Genomic DNA, 14870 nt, shown 5'->3' on the forward strand with positions numbered 1-14870 from the left:
AGGTTGATATTCCTTTTTTGTGTAATGCTATAAAAGCTAGTAACAAGCCTTGAAATTTTTAATTAAAGACTATGAAGACGGATGTTAGGAAAACCACTAATACCGCTGGTGATTTTAAATTTATTAAAAAACATTTTTTAAGTTCAGATAGCCTGTAACTGATAGCTTTCCCTGACTTGCCTTTTCTATATGTCCACTCCACCAAACCATCATTGGAATACGTCTTTCCAAATAATCGGTACGGTTATAAGCACTGCGTACTTGGTTATCATCAACGTGTGCTAATGCTGCCTCGACTAAATCAGCCTCAAAACCTTGTTCGTTAAGGGTCGTACTTGCAAGTGAACGCAAGCCATGACTCACCAATCTTCCTGCAAATCCCATTCTTTTTAATGCCATATTTGCCGTTTGGCTATTACATGGCTTTTTCGGATCTCTGTCTGCTGGGAAAACAAATTCCCGATGTTGACTGATAGGCATCATGGTTTCTAGTAGGGCAATAGCTTGTTCAGTTAATGGGATGCGGTGTTCGCGACGTTTTTTCATGCGGGCTGGTGGAATCGTCCATATTTTAGCTTCTAGGTCGATTTCATCCCAACGAGTACCTGCTGCTTCAGAAGGGCGTGTCATGGTATGTAATTGCCATTCGATTAAGCAACGTGTGGTGCGTTTGATACTGGCGTTGGCAATCGCACTAATGAGTTCTGGTAATTCGCTTGGCTTGAGGGAAGCCATGTTTTCTTTTTTCGGCTTTTTGAATGCAGCTTTAATGCCCGTTAGTGGGTTTGCAGCAACTAAACCACAGTTGGTTGCAAAATCCATTATCTCATTTAAACGCTGTGCTAATCGCTTCACCGTTTCGAGACTACCTTTTGCTTCAATCGGTTTGAGTTGTTCAATGATCAAAGGCGCAGTGATGTCTTTAATTGGTGTATTCGATAGGTTGGGGAAAATGTGTAGCTCAAGTGAACGCCATATATCAACAGCATAGTCAGGCGTAATATCACCTTGCTTAATTTCAAACCATTCTTTAGCGATATTAAGTAAAGTGTGTTGATGAATGATTTTGTGTTCTTGCTGTTTTCGTTTCTTATCTTCTTGAGGGTCGATATCTTGGGCGAGGAGTTCACGCGCTTCTTGAGCTAGCTTACGGGCGATAGCGAGTGAGAGATCGGGGTATTTACCTAGACTTAGGTTTGCCCGCTTTTTGCTATTGGGGCGGTAATAGTTCAACAGCCAATGTTTTGCGCCATTTGGTTTGACTCGAAGCCTAAGACCTCCACCGTCAAATAGGTTGTATTCTTTGTCTGCTGCTTTTGCTGATTTGATTTCTTTATCGGTAAGCCGAGTAGTTACTTTTGCCATAATGGGTACACCAAATAAACATCGTTATCGCAGTGTACCCATTGGTGTACCTATAAATCAAAGATGCTACTGGACGTTATAGAATCCTATAGATACAAAAAAGCCCCCTAAACCAGTAGCTTAGGGGGCTTTTAGGACATCCTAGGATGTCTTCGTATACGAATTTGGTGGAGCTGGCGGGATTTGAACCCGCGTCCAAAATCAGTCTAACAGATGGCGCTACATGCTTAGTCAATCTTTATTCTCGTATCGTCACTGCGAATTGACACGCTATGCTAATACATACCAGAATTCTATTTCGCGGTTCATCTCTCTAGTCAAAGAATCCCTCGCTATCTCGTTTGGGTTTGAACCCCTGTTATTCCCCGTCTTACAAGCGGAAGCTAGGGCAGGAGCGCTCTCAGCAGGGTATTAAGCTGCTAGTGCGAAGTTTTCGTCGTTTGCGACTATTTTTTTGCGGTTGTTTAACGAGGCAAACCGCACCTCGACATGCTCCACAAGCCTTCGTGATCCTGTCGAATCCTGAATCAGCCCCAGATGCATTTGATGTTAGCAGAATATTTAACGAGGTCAATAACTATATTATTATTTACTGACCAAGTGATTGATTACTATTCAAATGCTAACATCATGTTGCATAGGTAACTTAACGGTTAGTGCCTTTCATGATGCGGGCTTTATCACGTTGCCAATCTTTGGCTTTGCTGTCAGCGCGTTTATCGTGCAGTTTCTTACCACGAGCAGTACCGATCTTCACTTTTACGAAAGAAGTGCTCCAGTACATCACCAATGCCACGATGGTATCGCCTTCGCGGTTCACTGAATCTTCTATTTTGCCGATTTCGCGACGGTTAAGTAATAGCTTACGTACACGAGTAGGATCAGCGACAACGTGGGTTGATGCTGCATTTAATGGGGCAATGGTTAAGCCTGAAATAAAAGCTTCACCGTTACGTAAGAAAACATAGCTTTCAGTCATGTTTACTTTACCGTCACGGATGGCTTTTACTTCCCAACCTTGGAGTACCATACCGGCTTCGTATTCGTCGCCAATGGCAAATTCAAAACGAGCGCTTTTATTTTTGGCAATAGTATTGCTACTTTGCTTTGGTTTTTTAGCCATGTTGACCTCGTAGAGTCATTGTTGCAGTCCCAGAACAAAATCTAATATCAGTGATTTTTCTGGTCGAATAAGCTATTGACGTTACCATAATACCGCTTGATGGTAACTGTTATTTTGGTCGATAGCCCAGTAATGGTATCATTGACTAAACGCAGCGAATAGATTTTATCTTCAGGGTGAGGATGTGTTCGATGAAGGAGAAGCTATGCCACAAATTAGTCGTTCAGCACTGGTGCCTTTTAGCGCCCAACAAATGTTTAACTTGGTGAATGATGTTGAATCTTACCCAATGTTTTTACCCGGCTGTGCGGGCAGTAAAATCATTGAAAGTTCGACTAGTCATATGATGGCATCGGTAGATGTTGCCAAAGCAGGTATTCGTAAAACATTTGTGACGCATAATAAATTGGTCGATTTTAACCAAATTCAAATGCAGCTGGTGGATGGTCCTTTTCGAAAGTTAGTTGGCGGATGGACATTTACTGAACTTGATGCGACAGCGTGTAAAATCGAATTAAACTTAGAGTTCGAATTTACCAGTGGTTTGATTGATGTTGCCTTTGGAAAAATTTTTCGTGATCTGACCGGTAATATGGTGCAGGCGTTCACACAGCGAGCAAGAGAAGTGTATGCATTCTGATCAACCATTAATTCACGTTGAGGTGGTCTACGCATTGCCTAACGTCCAGCGAGTATTAAAACTGGCTGTTGTTGCTGAAACACCTATTCAGGCGATCATTGAGCAATCAGGTATTCTTACTATGTACCCTGAGATTGATTTGAATACTAATAAAGTCGGTATTTACAGTCGCAATGTAAAATTAGATGCGACGGCGCGCGATGGCGATCGGATTGAGATTTATCGTCCGTTAATTGCAGATCCGCGAGAGATCCGCCGTAAGCGCGCAGAACAAGCTAAAAAAGACGCTGAAAAATAACGGCTCTATTTTATAGCAGACAACAAAAAGCTCGCCATTAGCGAGCTTTTTTTATTGCTTTGAAAACAAGCATTTTCTATGAAGTCTGATTAATTCATTGGATCCATAAAGTTTGGACCTTGCTTGTAATCACCTTTCATACTAACAAGCTGTGCCTGTTGGTTGAAGGTTAAGAACAAGTTCTTTTGAACCGGCTTATCATGACCATTTTGTTCGTAGAAAATGTAGTTCCATGTATTGGGGTAACTTGGGTCTACTAACATAGGTGTACCCAGCACATATTGAACTTGTGTCTTCGTCATGCCAACACGCAAGGTATTAACACTTTTCTGTTCTACATAGTTGCCTTGGTCAATATCAATACGATAAACCAAACGTTCAGCGACCGAACAGCCGCTAAGTAAGCCCAACACTAAGGTTAGGGCTGCAATGTTTTTCCAACTCATAGCATCCTGGCTTTTTAGCTTTAACTGCTGCGATGATAAACAAGCTCTTGGCAGAAGTAAAAAGCGGTAAAGAAAAAAAGTAATATATTTTGATATTCGACTACTGCTATTAGCAATAGTTGCATCAATGTTTTAGTTTATTTCATATTCGCCCAAGATGCGAAATTAAATCAAGCCGCAACCAGCAGTTCTTTCGCATTTGCGAGAGTTCGCTCAGTAATTTCACTGCCACCGAGTAGGCGCGCGAGCTCGGCAATACGATCATCTGTGCTCAATGGGCGCATCTGCGTTTCGGTTTGACCATCAGTGGTTTTCTTGGCAACAAACATTTGCTGATGCCCACAACCTGCGACTTGCGGTAAGTGAGTTACACACATTACTTGGGTTGACTTGCCGAGTTTACGTAACATTTTGCCGACAATAGCCGCTGTTGGGCCACTGATACCGACATCGACTTCATCGAAAATCAAACTTGGGGTTTCAACTTTTTGAGCGGTGATCACTTGGATTGCTAATGATATACGTGAAAGCTCACCCCCCGATGCCACTTTGCCTAATGGCTGTAATGGTTGACCTGGGTTGGTTGAGACTAAGAAATTAATGCTGTCGTAACCGAGTGGACTTAGCATGCGATCAGGATCACTGGTGAGTGCAATTTCAAATTCACCGTGTTCCATACTTAGCATGTGCATGCTGTCTGTGATTTTTTGGTCTAACTCTTTGGCGTAACGTTGACGGCTTTTGCTTAACTTTTCAGCAGCTTCAATACATTGTTGACGTAAACATTCAACGTTAGCGGCCATATCTTCTAAGCGTTCATCGCTACAATCAAGGTTATCAAGTTCTTTGAGTAAATCATGGTGCTTTTGATATAGCTCTGCGGGCATCACATAGTGTTTGCGTGCCATTGACATGATTTTAGCTAAACGCTCTTCAAGATAAATTAATCGGTGTGGATCCATATCTAAGTTATCAAGGTAGCTGCGTAATTCTTGGCTGGCTTCTTGAACTTGAATGATCGCTTCTTCGAGCATCTGCGGGATCGCGCTTAAAGTGCTGTCATATTCACCAAGATTATTTACTTGTTGGCAAGCCAGTTGTAATAATTGCAGGGCGTTACCGTCGTCATTGTCATACAGAACAGATAACGCTGTTTGGCTTGAAATAGCCAGCTCACCTGAATTTGACAGACGCTTATGCTCTTCTTCAATCTCAGTAAACTCTTCTTCACCTAAAGCTAATTCATCGAGTTCTTTAACTTGGTATTGGAGTAATTGTTTTTGAGCTTCATTTTCATCACGGCTTTGGGTTAACCGCTTGAGCTCGTTATGTGCTTGACGCCAGCGTTGATAAGCGCTGCGAGTGCGATCAATCAATAAGTGATGACCTGCATATTGATCAAGCATTTGTTGTTGATATTCAGGGCGCATTAGCTGTTGGTGAGCATGTTGACCATGAATATTGATCAGTAGTTGACCTAACGCTTTTTGTTGCGATGCGGGAACAGGGCTGCCGTTAATAAAACCACGCGAGCGGCCTTCTTTGGTGATCACGCGGCGCAAAATACATTCTTCACCATCACTGAGTTCGTTATCTTCGAGCCAACGTCGAGCAGCTTGGTTATTCGCTAATAAAAATGCCGCTGAAATTTCAGCTTTATCTTCATTTGGTCGCACCATAGAGGCCTCAGCACGATCACCTAAACATAAACCTAATGCATCAATAGCAATAGATTTACCGGCACCGGTTTCACCTGTAATAGTGGTCATTCCTGACTTTAGTTCAAATTGAAGAGTTTTGACAATAGCAAAATTAGAGATCGTCATATGCGCTAGCATTGTGTTCACCTGTTTAAATCAACACCTGTTTTTTCATACAGTATATACTGTATCTATAACCAGTAAAGTACTAAGGTAAGAATTATTCAGAGAAAATGTGACTTAGGTTAACTTTTTGTACAGCGATAAAAAAACCAGCAAATTTGCAGTGCTGGTTTTAGCGTTAAAAAGGGGATTTGATTTAAAATAATCGACTTGACCAGCCTAGCTTTCCACGTAACACATTGTAGTAACTATAATTCTTTGGATGAATTAATTGCAGGCGATCTTCACTTTGATAAATATGAATTTCATCACCTGGGCTGACAGGTAGTGAAACTTGACCATCACAGCTGACTTCTAAGGTGCTGCCATTATTAGGTGACACCAATAATTTAATGCAACGATCACCATCAACAACTAACGGACGTGATGAAAGGGTGTGTGGAAACATAGGCACGAGCGCAATGGCGTTTAAACTGGTCGATAAAATAGGGCCACCGCCAGAAAGAGAATAGGCCGTTGAGCCAGTTGGGGTCGCAATAATCAAGCCATCAGAACGCTGTGAGAACGCAAAGCAGTCATCAATATAGACTTCAAACTCGATCATGTGGGCAATTTTATCTGGGTGTAATACCGCTTCGTTTAAGGCTGCATTTCGACTTTTAATTTGACCATGTCGATGAACCTCAGCTTCTAAAAGAAACCGATCTTCTTTGATAAATTCGCCAGCAAGTACAAGCGCAAGTTGTTGCTCAAAATCTTCAGGATCAAGATCCGTTAAGAACCCTAAATTACCGCGATTAACGCCAATGACTGAAATATCAAACCGCGATAATACGCGAGCAGCACCGAGCATATTCCCATCACCGCCAACAACAACGGCGAGATCTGCTTTATCACCAATGGTGAGTAAATCACAAAAGCAATGCTCTGGTACGTCAATATCGTTGGCTAACCGATGATCAACTAACACGTTATAACCTTGTGCAGTCAACCATTCGTAAAGGCTTGAATGTGTTTGTAATGCCTCAGGATTCCGTGGTTTGCCAATTAACGCGATAGTGTCAAAAATACGCTTCATGTCCTTGTTCCAACAAATGATGGTGGGTCAGTATAGCCTTAGAAAAAACAACTTGTCGTGGTTTGTTGTCAATATTGGCTTGAATCATTGAACTTCATCCCCATAATATGCTCAAGACTGTTCTAAAAGTAGCGCTTATCCAATAAGGCTACTAAATGAATAAATACCCTTTATCTTGGCGGAGAACCAACGCATGACTAACAAAAACCACAATGTACAGGATGAGCAGCTAAACGACGCAGTTGAAGCTGTAGAAGTTGAAGCTGTCGAGGGTGAGTTTGTTGAATCTGAGCAAGAATTATACGCAGCTCGCATTGCAGAATTAGAAGCGGCACTGTTGGCAAAAGATGCTGAAGTGAACGAAGTAAAAGATATGGCCTTACGTATTCGTGCTGAAAGCGATAACGTTCGTCGCCGTTCTGAGCAAGAAATCGATAAAGCCCGTAAATACGCATTAAACAAATTTGCTGAAGAGCTATTGCCTGTTATTGACAATCTTGAGCGCGCTATTGATATGGCCGACAAGAATGACGAAGCAACTAAAGCGATGATGGAAGGTGTTGAGCTAACATTGATGACAATGACATCAACAGTAGCGAAATTTGGTTTAACTGTTATTGATCCACTAGGTGAAACATTTAATCCTGAATTCCACCAAGCAATGGCGATTCAAGAAAGCACTGAATTTGCGCCTAACTCTGTGATGGCTGTAATGCAAAAAGGTTACGAATTAAATGGTCGTGTGATCCGTCCAGCAATGGTGATGGTATCAAAAGCGGCTGCGGGTAACGTGAATACCCAAGCGTAATTTTCGACAAAGGAATCAAGGTTTACTTGGTAATGTCGCAAAATAAGGCCCACTTCGGTGGGTTTTTTTATTTTTTTGCACTTTTTTTGGGATCTCCCCTTGAAAAGTAATCTGGCGGCCTTATCTAGTAGTCATAAGACATTAAATGTATTTGTCACGGGGTTATCCCGAACCGCTAACCCATTTGTTATTTTGGGTGTAGTTAAGAACATATAACGAATTTCGGAGATTGTCTGATGGGTAAGATCATTGGTATTGACTTAGGTACAACTAACTCTTGTGTAGCTGTATTAGACGGCGGTAAGCCACGTGTAATTGAAAACGCAGAAGGCGAACGTACAACAGCATCAGTTGTTGCATACACGCAAGACGGCGAAACGCTAGTTGGTCAACCTGCAAAGCGTCAGGCGGTAACAAACCCTGAGAATACATTATTCGCTATCAAGCGTTTAATTGGTCGTCGTTTTGAAGATGAAGAAGTTCAGCGTGATATCGAAATCATGCCTTACAAAATTGTTAAGGCTGACAACGGTGATGCATGGGTAGAAGCGAAAGGCCAAAAAATGGCTGCTCCTCAAGTATCTGCTGAAATTCTTAAGAAAATGAAGAAAACTGCTGAAGATTTCCTTGGTGAGGAAGTAACTGGCGCAGTTATCACAGTACCTGCTTACTTTAACGATGCACAGCGTCAAGCAACGAAAGATGCTGGCCGTATCGCAGGTCTAGATGTTAAGCGTATTATCAACGAACCAACAGCAGCTGCACTTGCTTACGGTCTTGATAAGACAGGCGGCGATCGCACTATCGCTGTTTACGACCTTGGTGGTGGTACATTTGATATCTCAATCATCGAAATCGATGAAGTCGATGGCGAGAAGACATTTGAAGTTCTAGCAACTAATGGTGATACACACCTTGGTGGTGAAGATTTCGATACACGTCTAATCAACTACTTAGTAGACGAGTTCAAGAAAGACCAAGGTATCAACCTTAAGAACGATCCGCTAGCAATGCAGCGTCTAAAAGAAGCAGCAGAAAAAGCGAAGATCGAACTGTCTTCTGCACAGCAAACTGATGTTAACCTACCTTACATCACAGCTGATGCGACTGGTCCTAAGCACATGAACATCAAAGTGACTCGTGCGAAACTAGAATCTTTAGTTGAAGACCTAGTTCAACGTACTCTTGAGCCACTAAAAGTAGCTATCTCAGATGCTGGTCTTTCTGTTAGCGACATCAACGACATCATCCTTGTTGGTGGTCAAACTCGTATGCCAATGGTTCAGGCTAAAGTAACTGAATTCTTCGGCAAAGAGCCACGTAAAGACGTTAACCCTGATGAAGCTGTTGCTGTAGGCGCTGCTGTTCAAGCTGGTGTACTTGCTGGTGATGTTAAAGACGTACTTCTTCTAGACGTTACTCCACTGTCTCTTGGTATTGAAACCATGGGCGGCGTGATGACTAAACTTATCGAGAAGAACACAACTATCCCAACAAAAGCGAACCAAGTGTTCTCTACTGCTGAAGATAACCAAAACGCGGTAACTATCCACGTTATTCAAGGTGAGCGTAAGCAAGCGAGCTTCAACAAGTCTCTTGGTCAGTTCAACCTAGAAGGTATTCAAGCTGCACCACGTGGTATGCCTCAAATCGAAGTAACGTTTGACCTAGATGCCGATGGTATCCTAAACGTTTCAGCGAAAGACAAGACTACAGGTAAAGAGCAGAAGATCACTATCCAAGCGTCTGGCGGTCTAAGCGATGCTGACATCGAGAAGATGGTTCAGGAAGCTGAAGCTAACAAAGAAACTGATAAGAAGTTTGAAGAGCTAGTAACTGCTCGTAACCAAGCTGACCAACTTGTTCACGGTACTCGTAAGCAAATTGAAGAAGCTGGCGATGCACTTCCTGCTGATGAGAAAGCAAAAATCGAAGCTGTTGTTGCTGAACTAGAAGAAGCACGCAAAGGCGAAGATAAAGAAGCAATCGACGCGAAAGTTCAAGCGCTTGTTGCAGCTTCTCAAAAGCTAATGGAAATCGCTCAACAGAAAGCACAAGCACAACAAGCTGATGGCGCAACTGGTGAGCAACAAGCTAAGCAAGACGACGATGTTGTTGATGCTGAGTTTGAAGAAGTTAAAGACAACAAATAAGACCATTAACTATTATTAGTTAACATCTTGTTTAAATTACGGGCGTTTGAGGTTACTCTAACGCCCGTAACTATATCTAGCTAGGTGACAATCAAGTTATGTCGAAACGTGATTTATACGAAGTGTTAAGTGTGGCCCGTGACGCCAGTGAGCGTGACATTAAAAAGGCTTATAAGCGCTTAGCAATGAAGTTCCACCCCGACCGTAACCAGGGTGATGCGGAATCTGCTGAGAAATTCAAAGAAGTGAAATACGCTTATGAAATTCTAACAGACGACCAAAAGCGCGCTGCTTACGATCAATACGGCCATGCAGCCTTTGAACAAGGTGGTATGGGCGGTGGTGGTGGCGGCGGCTTCGGCGGCGGTGCAGACTTCAGTGACATCTTTGGTGATGTGTTTGGTGATATCTTTGGTGGTGGCGGTGGTCGTCGTCAACAACGTGCGCAGCGCGGTTCAGATCTTCGCTACAACATGGAACTGACGTTGGAAGAAGCTGTTCGCGGTTGTTCGAAAGAAATCCTAGTACCAACATTGGTTGGTTGCGACTGCTGTGATGGTTCTGGCGCTAAAAAAGGTTCATCTGCAACAACGTGTGGTACCTGTCATGGTGCTGGACAAGTGCAGATGCGTCAGGGTTTCTTTGCGGTTCAGCAAACATGTCCACATTGTCATGGTCGTGGTCAAATTATCAAAGACCCATGTGATAAGTGCCATGGCGAAGGCCGTGTAGAAGAAACCAAAACGCTATCAGTTAAAATTCCTGCGGGTGTTGATACTGGCGATCGTATTCGCTTAACGGGCGAAGGCGAAGCTGGAGAACAAGGCGCACCAGCGGGTGACTTGTACGTTCAAGTACATGTTAAAGAACACCACATTTTCCAGCGCGAAGGTAATAACCTACATTGTGAAGTGCCTGTAAGTTTCACAATGGCAGCATTAGGCGGTGAGGTTGAAGTACCTACCCTTGATGGTCGTGTTAGCTTGAAAGTACCTGCTGAAATGCAAACGGGCCGTATGTTCCGTATGCGCGGCAAAGGTGTTGATTCTGTGCGTGGTGGTTTACGCGGTGATCTTATCTGTAAATTGGTGGTTGAAACGCCAGTACATTTAAGCAAGCGTCAAAAAGAACTACTGCAAGAATTAGAAGAAACATTTGGCGGTAAAGATGCGAGTAAGCACAAGCCAAAGTCTGAAGGTTTCTTTAACGGCGTAAAAAAGTTTTTCGACGATTTAACCAACTAATCAGTCGTAAACAAGAATAAATAAAAGCCGCTATCAGCACATGCTAATAGCGGCTTTTTTGTGCCAGAATATCCGTCATTCCCTACAGTGAATGCCCGCGAGGGCGATAGGGAATCTAATGCTTTTTAAATATGACCACTTAATTAATGGAATAAGTAGAACTAAGCCCCTCACCATAAAGGAAATAATGCAGGTTATTATTCGTCATCTCGGAAGAGAGGTACGAGCTATCCGTGATCTATTTATCACGTGTTTGAGCATAAAAGAAGCCAGTGAAAATATTACCAACAATGCTCAGGTGAACCCTTACTGGTTTGATCTAGCGTTAGTTCTTTGCATTCATCATTATTTTGTAGCTGTGTAGTTTTTGCCTTTATGAGATAACCCGTGATGAGACCATCTGTGATTTTTTTCTCTAATTCCAATACATAACGGTCTTTATCAGTATCACAAAAAGAACAACTACCACCACTGACAATAGTAAAATCATAAGCACTGTTTTGGGTATAAGTTTCTTCTAGCGCTAATTGAATTTTAATCAGATCCCCCATCGCCTGAGTACGATGCCCCTTCAATACATGGTCTTGATATGAAGGATAAGCAATCGCAGTTAATACCCCAATGATAGCCACCGCTATCAACATTTCGATCAGCGTCACGCCTTTTTGTTTAATCATCTTCCGTAATCTCTTAAATATTCGAGTTGACTCGATAACTGATTGATATCCTAACGGTGCTATTTTGCGGTGGTGATAAACTCTCAGGCAAGTTGTTCTTGGTGTATAAGAATAACCTTAACAGGGATTTGGGGAATGGCTCGCGAAATTATCACGCACTTTCATTACATACATCATCATGGTGACAGCCAACGGGGATTTACGCTGTTGGAATTGGTTTTTACCGTGGTGATCATGGGCATTCTGATTGCAATGGCTGCCCCAAGTTTTAATGGCTTAATTGAATCAAATAAAGTTAAACGCTTGGCGACAGAAATAGAATGGTTATTGGTGCAAGCCAAATCAGAAGCGGTGATGCGTGGGGTAGAGGTGTATGTTGAAAGTACTGCGTCAAATATGTCTCCCCGATCTGTAGTTTCATGGAAAATTACATCATTAGATTCTGAAAGCACTATTTTTTCAACGATAGAATCGGTTTCTTTTTCTGGAATAGATATGACAAATACAAGGAGCCTTAAATTCTTTTCTTTTGATCCTCTTCATGGAAAACCTAATGCTAATGGTAGTTATCGTTATAGCATTGGTGACTATAAATTAAAGACTGTTCTTTATAGTATTACCGGGCGTATTTATACCTGCTTAGAAGCAGATTCTAAAAAGTTGGGTACTTATGAAAAGTGCTAATCAAGGTTTTAGTTTAATTGAATTACTTATTGCATCGTCAGTGGGTTTAATTGCGATTGGTGTTGTCGGTTCAGTTTTTTTATCCGGTCATCAAGCGGCAAATAAACGATCCTTAGAATTGTTGCTTCAACAAGATGTCAACGATGCTTTTCGATTGATCAAAGAAGATGTATTGCGGGCAGGGTATGTATCGAGTGGTACTTCAAGTTTGAAGCTATCAGGTGCGAGTAATGTCGTTTATGTAAATCCTGAGAATAACTGCTTATCTTACGCTTATGATTCTCCTGATGGACGTCGATATAATGAATTGATGTATAAAGAAAAAGATAAAAAATTAGTTTATCGCGTATCTTCGGCAATAAAAACGATAGCTACAGCTTGTAATCCAACAGATGCTTATTCATTAATTTATGATAAGCAGATTTCTGTAAATCAATTTGATATTGAAAATAACGCTATAAGCTCTGCTAGTGCTACGAGTCAATTAATTAAAATAACCCTTGCTGCGCATTTAAAAAATGATGATTCAGTAAGTACCGCGAAGTCGATTCAGATTAAAACAAGGAATTGGCAATAATGAATAAGCATCAACAGTCAGGGATGACGACACTATTAATTACCAGCATGTTATTAATAGTAGCGTTGTTATTTTCATTGGCTTCATATAAGAATTTATTTTATCAGATTAAACGCACTCAAAATGAAGTATTAGCTAGACAAGCGCATTGGGCTGCCGAGGGTGGGCTGGAGTGTGGGTTTGCTGAGATAAGTAATAAATCTGATGTAAGTACTAGTTTAGATAAATGTAAAACAGTGATAGACGGACAGCCATTAACATTAAGTATTGTTACTGATGATAGTAAGTCGGTACTAACATCAAAGACTGATAATGATTATAAAAAAATAACTAAAACAATCGTTGCTGGTGGCGCAAAAAGTAGCGGGGTAATTAAAAGTTCTGCTGATTTGTATTTTAATGGAGATTATAGGTTTTTTCCTGATCCTGGTAATTTGCGTAATACAACTAATTGGGATTGTGTCTTATTAAGATACCGTAACAATGTATTTATTCATGATGATGGCAATTTGAATACTGGTTTTGGTAGTCATGATTTAAGTTATACATCACCGCCTTATTTAGATTTTTTTAAAGATAGTAATGATCATAAATGCTCTTCTAGTACGGATGCTAACTATCGAACACCATTAGCATCAAATTTTCCATCAAAGTTTGAATCAGACATACAAAAAGAATCTATGATGGATCTATTTAAAGAAACCTTTGGTGTTGCTCGTGATGATTGGATGTCAGTTAGAAGTCGCTCTGAATTTGTGGAAGTTGATCCAACTGATGGTTGTGGAAAGAAAATAGCAGAAGCTGTTAAAGAAGATAAACGTCATGTATGGGTTAATGGTAGTTGTATTTTAGATAGCTACGGCCTTAATTTGTTGCAAGACAAAGCCTCGAGTTTAAAAGGTTTATTTATTCTTGTTCATAACGGTATATTTTCTTTTAATGGCGCAAAAGAATTAAATGCATTGGTTTACCATTTTAATAATGATTATAACCCCTTTATTGGTGGTGTTAATGCTTGGAGTTCAACTGATTTAGACACTACAGTATTAAGTGATGATATGTATAAACCAACAGAAGGAAGATTAACTGCTACTGAAATACAGAATAAAGTTGTTTTTTATATGTATGGTTCTTTTTTACCTTCTGGAGGTTTTATTTTAGATACACCTGAATATGTAAGTTATTTTAATGCATCTGGTAATTTTTCTTTTGATGGTGAGTTAATTACTGATCTATTAGCACCATTTGGTAAACCTCGTTGGCAGCAAGGATCTTGGCATGATTTCTAATATTAAAAAAATAACAGGCTTCAGCTTATTAGAAGTAGTAATTGCCCTTGGTGTACTTTCTGTTGGCGTTTTGGGCTTGGTTAAGATGCAAGCCTATATGGAAGTAAAAGCAGAAAACGCATTAAAGACCTTAGATGCACTTCATATAGCAGAAGCGCAGATGGAGTTTTACCAAACCCGTGCCAGTCATGTCAGTGGGGCTGTATCAACGGCTTCTAATCTAATTCCTTTTTCTGATTTGGATAATGATGACTATTGTTTGACGGCAAATGCAATAGATAAAGGATTTGTTCTTTATTGTAATGTTAGTCCTGTATCTGGAGGGGTCTCTGGAGGATTAACTGCTTTATCTAAAGCTCTTAATACAATTGATATAAAGGTCAGTTGGGCTGATCGCCGTGGCGTATCGCAGGCAGTATCTCTAAAAACCGCTATCTCTAAATACAGTGAATTTGATTAAACAACGGCTATCATCGCTAAAAAGACACAATTCAAACCAAATTAAATCGTTTTGAACAAAAAATGTTCAAACGGTTTTTTTTTGTAAAAAAACGATTGTCAGTAACAAAAATCTCCCTATAATGCGACCTCACTGACACGGACAACGGCGCAAGCGGTTACCGAGTTCAGTATGTTCTTTAACAATTTGACCATGCAATTTGTGT

15 protein-coding genes and 1 other RNA gene are annotated in these 14870 nt (G+C 41.0%); 9 read left to right on the top strand and 7 right to left on the bottom strand.

From position 1 onward, the window contains the following. Window positions 1–123: 123 nt before the first annotated feature. The 3 genes from BTO21_RS00705 to smpB all read right to left on the bottom strand — a co-directional run bounded on the left by BTO21_RS00705 (window position 124) and on the right by smpB (window position 2488). Window positions 124–1365: an integrase domain-containing protein gene (locus tag BTO21_RS00705; protein WP_045032499.1), complete on the bottom strand. Its 1242-nt coding sequence runs from the start codon at window positions 1363–1365 to the stop codon at window positions 124–126. A gap of 165 nt (window positions 1366–1530) precedes the next feature. Then, window positions 1531–1900, bottom strand: a transfer-messenger RNA (tmRNA) gene (gene ssrA, locus BTO21_RS00710). 111 nt (window positions 1901–2011) lie between these two features. Then, the gene (smpB, locus tag BTO21_RS00715) at window positions 2012–2488 is read right to left on the bottom strand and encodes an SsrA-binding protein SmpB (RefSeq protein ID WP_045032497.1); all 477 of its coding nucleotides are present in this window, start codon (window positions 2486–2488) and stop codon (window positions 2012–2014) included. A gap of 205 nt (window positions 2489–2693) precedes the next feature. Here smpB and BTO21_RS00720 point away from each other — a divergent pair, with 205 nt between their 5' ends. Together BTO21_RS00720 and BTO21_RS00725 are read left to right on the top strand one after the other, a co-directional pair. Then, on the top strand, window positions 2694–3128 hold the full coding sequence (locus BTO21_RS00720; RefSeq protein ID WP_045032496.1) for an SRPBCC family protein: 435 nt from the start codon (window positions 2694–2696) through the stop codon (window positions 3126–3128). Beyond that, entirely contained in the window at window positions 3118–3426 is a 309-nt protein-coding gene (locus tag BTO21_RS00725; RefSeq protein WP_045032494.1) for an RnfH family protein, read from the top strand. The genes BTO21_RS00720 and BTO21_RS00725 overlap by 11 nt, the downstream gene beginning before the upstream one ends. 89 nt (window positions 3427–3515) lie before the next feature. Here the strand turns inward: BTO21_RS00725 and bamE are convergent, their stop codons facing one another. The 3 genes from bamE to nadK all read right to left on the bottom strand — a co-directional run bounded on the left by bamE (window position 3516) and on the right by nadK (window position 6773). Continuing rightward, entirely contained in the window at window positions 3516–3872 is a 357-nt protein-coding gene (gene bamE / locus BTO21_RS00730) for an outer membrane protein assembly factor BamE (protein WP_036795911.1), read from the bottom strand. 170 nt (window positions 3873–4042) lie between these two features. Beyond that, on the bottom strand, window positions 4043–5710 hold the full coding sequence (recN, locus tag BTO21_RS00735; RefSeq protein WP_045032491.1) for a DNA repair protein RecN: 1668 nt from the start codon (window positions 5708–5710) through the stop codon (window positions 4043–4045). A 181-nt stretch (window positions 5711–5891) separates the two neighbouring features. Continuing rightward, window positions 5892–6773: an NAD(+) kinase gene (nadK, locus tag BTO21_RS00740; RefSeq protein ID WP_045032489.1), complete on the bottom strand. Its 882-nt coding sequence runs from the start codon at window positions 6771–6773 to the stop codon at window positions 5892–5894. A 193-nt stretch (window positions 6774–6966) separates the two neighbouring features. Between nadK and grpE the strand changes: the two genes are divergently transcribed. From grpE to dnaJ, 3 genes are all read left to right on the top strand, one after another. Then, on the top strand, window positions 6967–7581 hold the full coding sequence (gene grpE, locus BTO21_RS00745) for a nucleotide exchange factor GrpE (RefSeq protein ID WP_045032487.1): 615 nt from the start codon (window positions 6967–6969) through the stop codon (window positions 7579–7581). A 236-nt stretch (window positions 7582–7817) separates the two neighbouring features. Continuing rightward, the gene (dnaK, locus tag BTO21_RS00750; protein ID WP_045032486.1) at window positions 7818–9734 is read left to right on the top strand and encodes a molecular chaperone DnaK; all 1917 of its coding nucleotides are present in this window, start codon (window positions 7818–7820) and stop codon (window positions 9732–9734) included. A 98-nt stretch (window positions 9735–9832) separates the two neighbouring features. Beyond that, window positions 9833–10978: a molecular chaperone DnaJ gene (gene dnaJ, locus BTO21_RS00755; protein WP_065193572.1), complete on the top strand. Its 1146-nt coding sequence runs from the start codon at window positions 9833–9835 to the stop codon at window positions 10976–10978. 281 nt (window positions 10979–11259) lie between these two features. Here dnaJ and BTO21_RS00760 read toward each other — a convergent pair whose 3' ends face one another. Then, entirely contained in the window at window positions 11260–11655 is a 396-nt protein-coding gene (locus BTO21_RS00760; protein ID WP_045032484.1) for a type IV pilin protein, read from the bottom strand. A 135-nt stretch (window positions 11656–11790) separates the two neighbouring features. Here BTO21_RS00760 and BTO21_RS00765 point away from each other — a divergent pair, with 135 nt between their 5' ends. The 4 genes from BTO21_RS00765 to BTO21_RS00780 are packed head-to-tail and all read left to right on the top strand — an operon-like array spanning window position 11791 to window position 14665. Then, complete coding sequence (locus BTO21_RS00765) at window positions 11791–12339, top strand: GspH/FimT family pseudopilin (RefSeq protein WP_052672729.1); 549 nt, start codon at window positions 11791–11793, stop codon at window positions 12337–12339. Further along, entirely contained in the window at window positions 12326–12916 is a 591-nt protein-coding gene (locus tag BTO21_RS00770; protein WP_045032482.1) for a PilW family protein, read from the top strand. The genes BTO21_RS00765 and BTO21_RS00770 overlap by 14 nt, the downstream gene beginning before the upstream one ends. Continuing rightward, complete coding sequence (locus tag BTO21_RS00775) at window positions 12916–14205, top strand: hypothetical protein (RefSeq protein WP_105026654.1); 1290 nt, start codon at window positions 12916–12918, stop codon at window positions 14203–14205. Before BTO21_RS00770 ends, BTO21_RS00775 begins: the two co-directional genes overlap by 1 nt. Continuing rightward, the gene (locus tag BTO21_RS00780; protein ID WP_045032476.1) at window positions 14195–14665 is read left to right on the top strand and encodes a prepilin-type N-terminal cleavage/methylation domain-containing protein; all 471 of its coding nucleotides are present in this window, start codon (window positions 14195–14197) and stop codon (window positions 14663–14665) included. The genes BTO21_RS00775 and BTO21_RS00780 overlap by 11 nt, the downstream gene beginning before the upstream one ends. Window positions 14666–14870 lie beyond the last annotated feature (205 nt).

This window comes from Photobacterium phosphoreum (assembly GCF_002954725.1).
Classification (GTDB): Bacteria; Pseudomonadota; Gammaproteobacteria; order Enterobacterales; family Vibrionaceae; genus Photobacterium; species Photobacterium phosphoreum.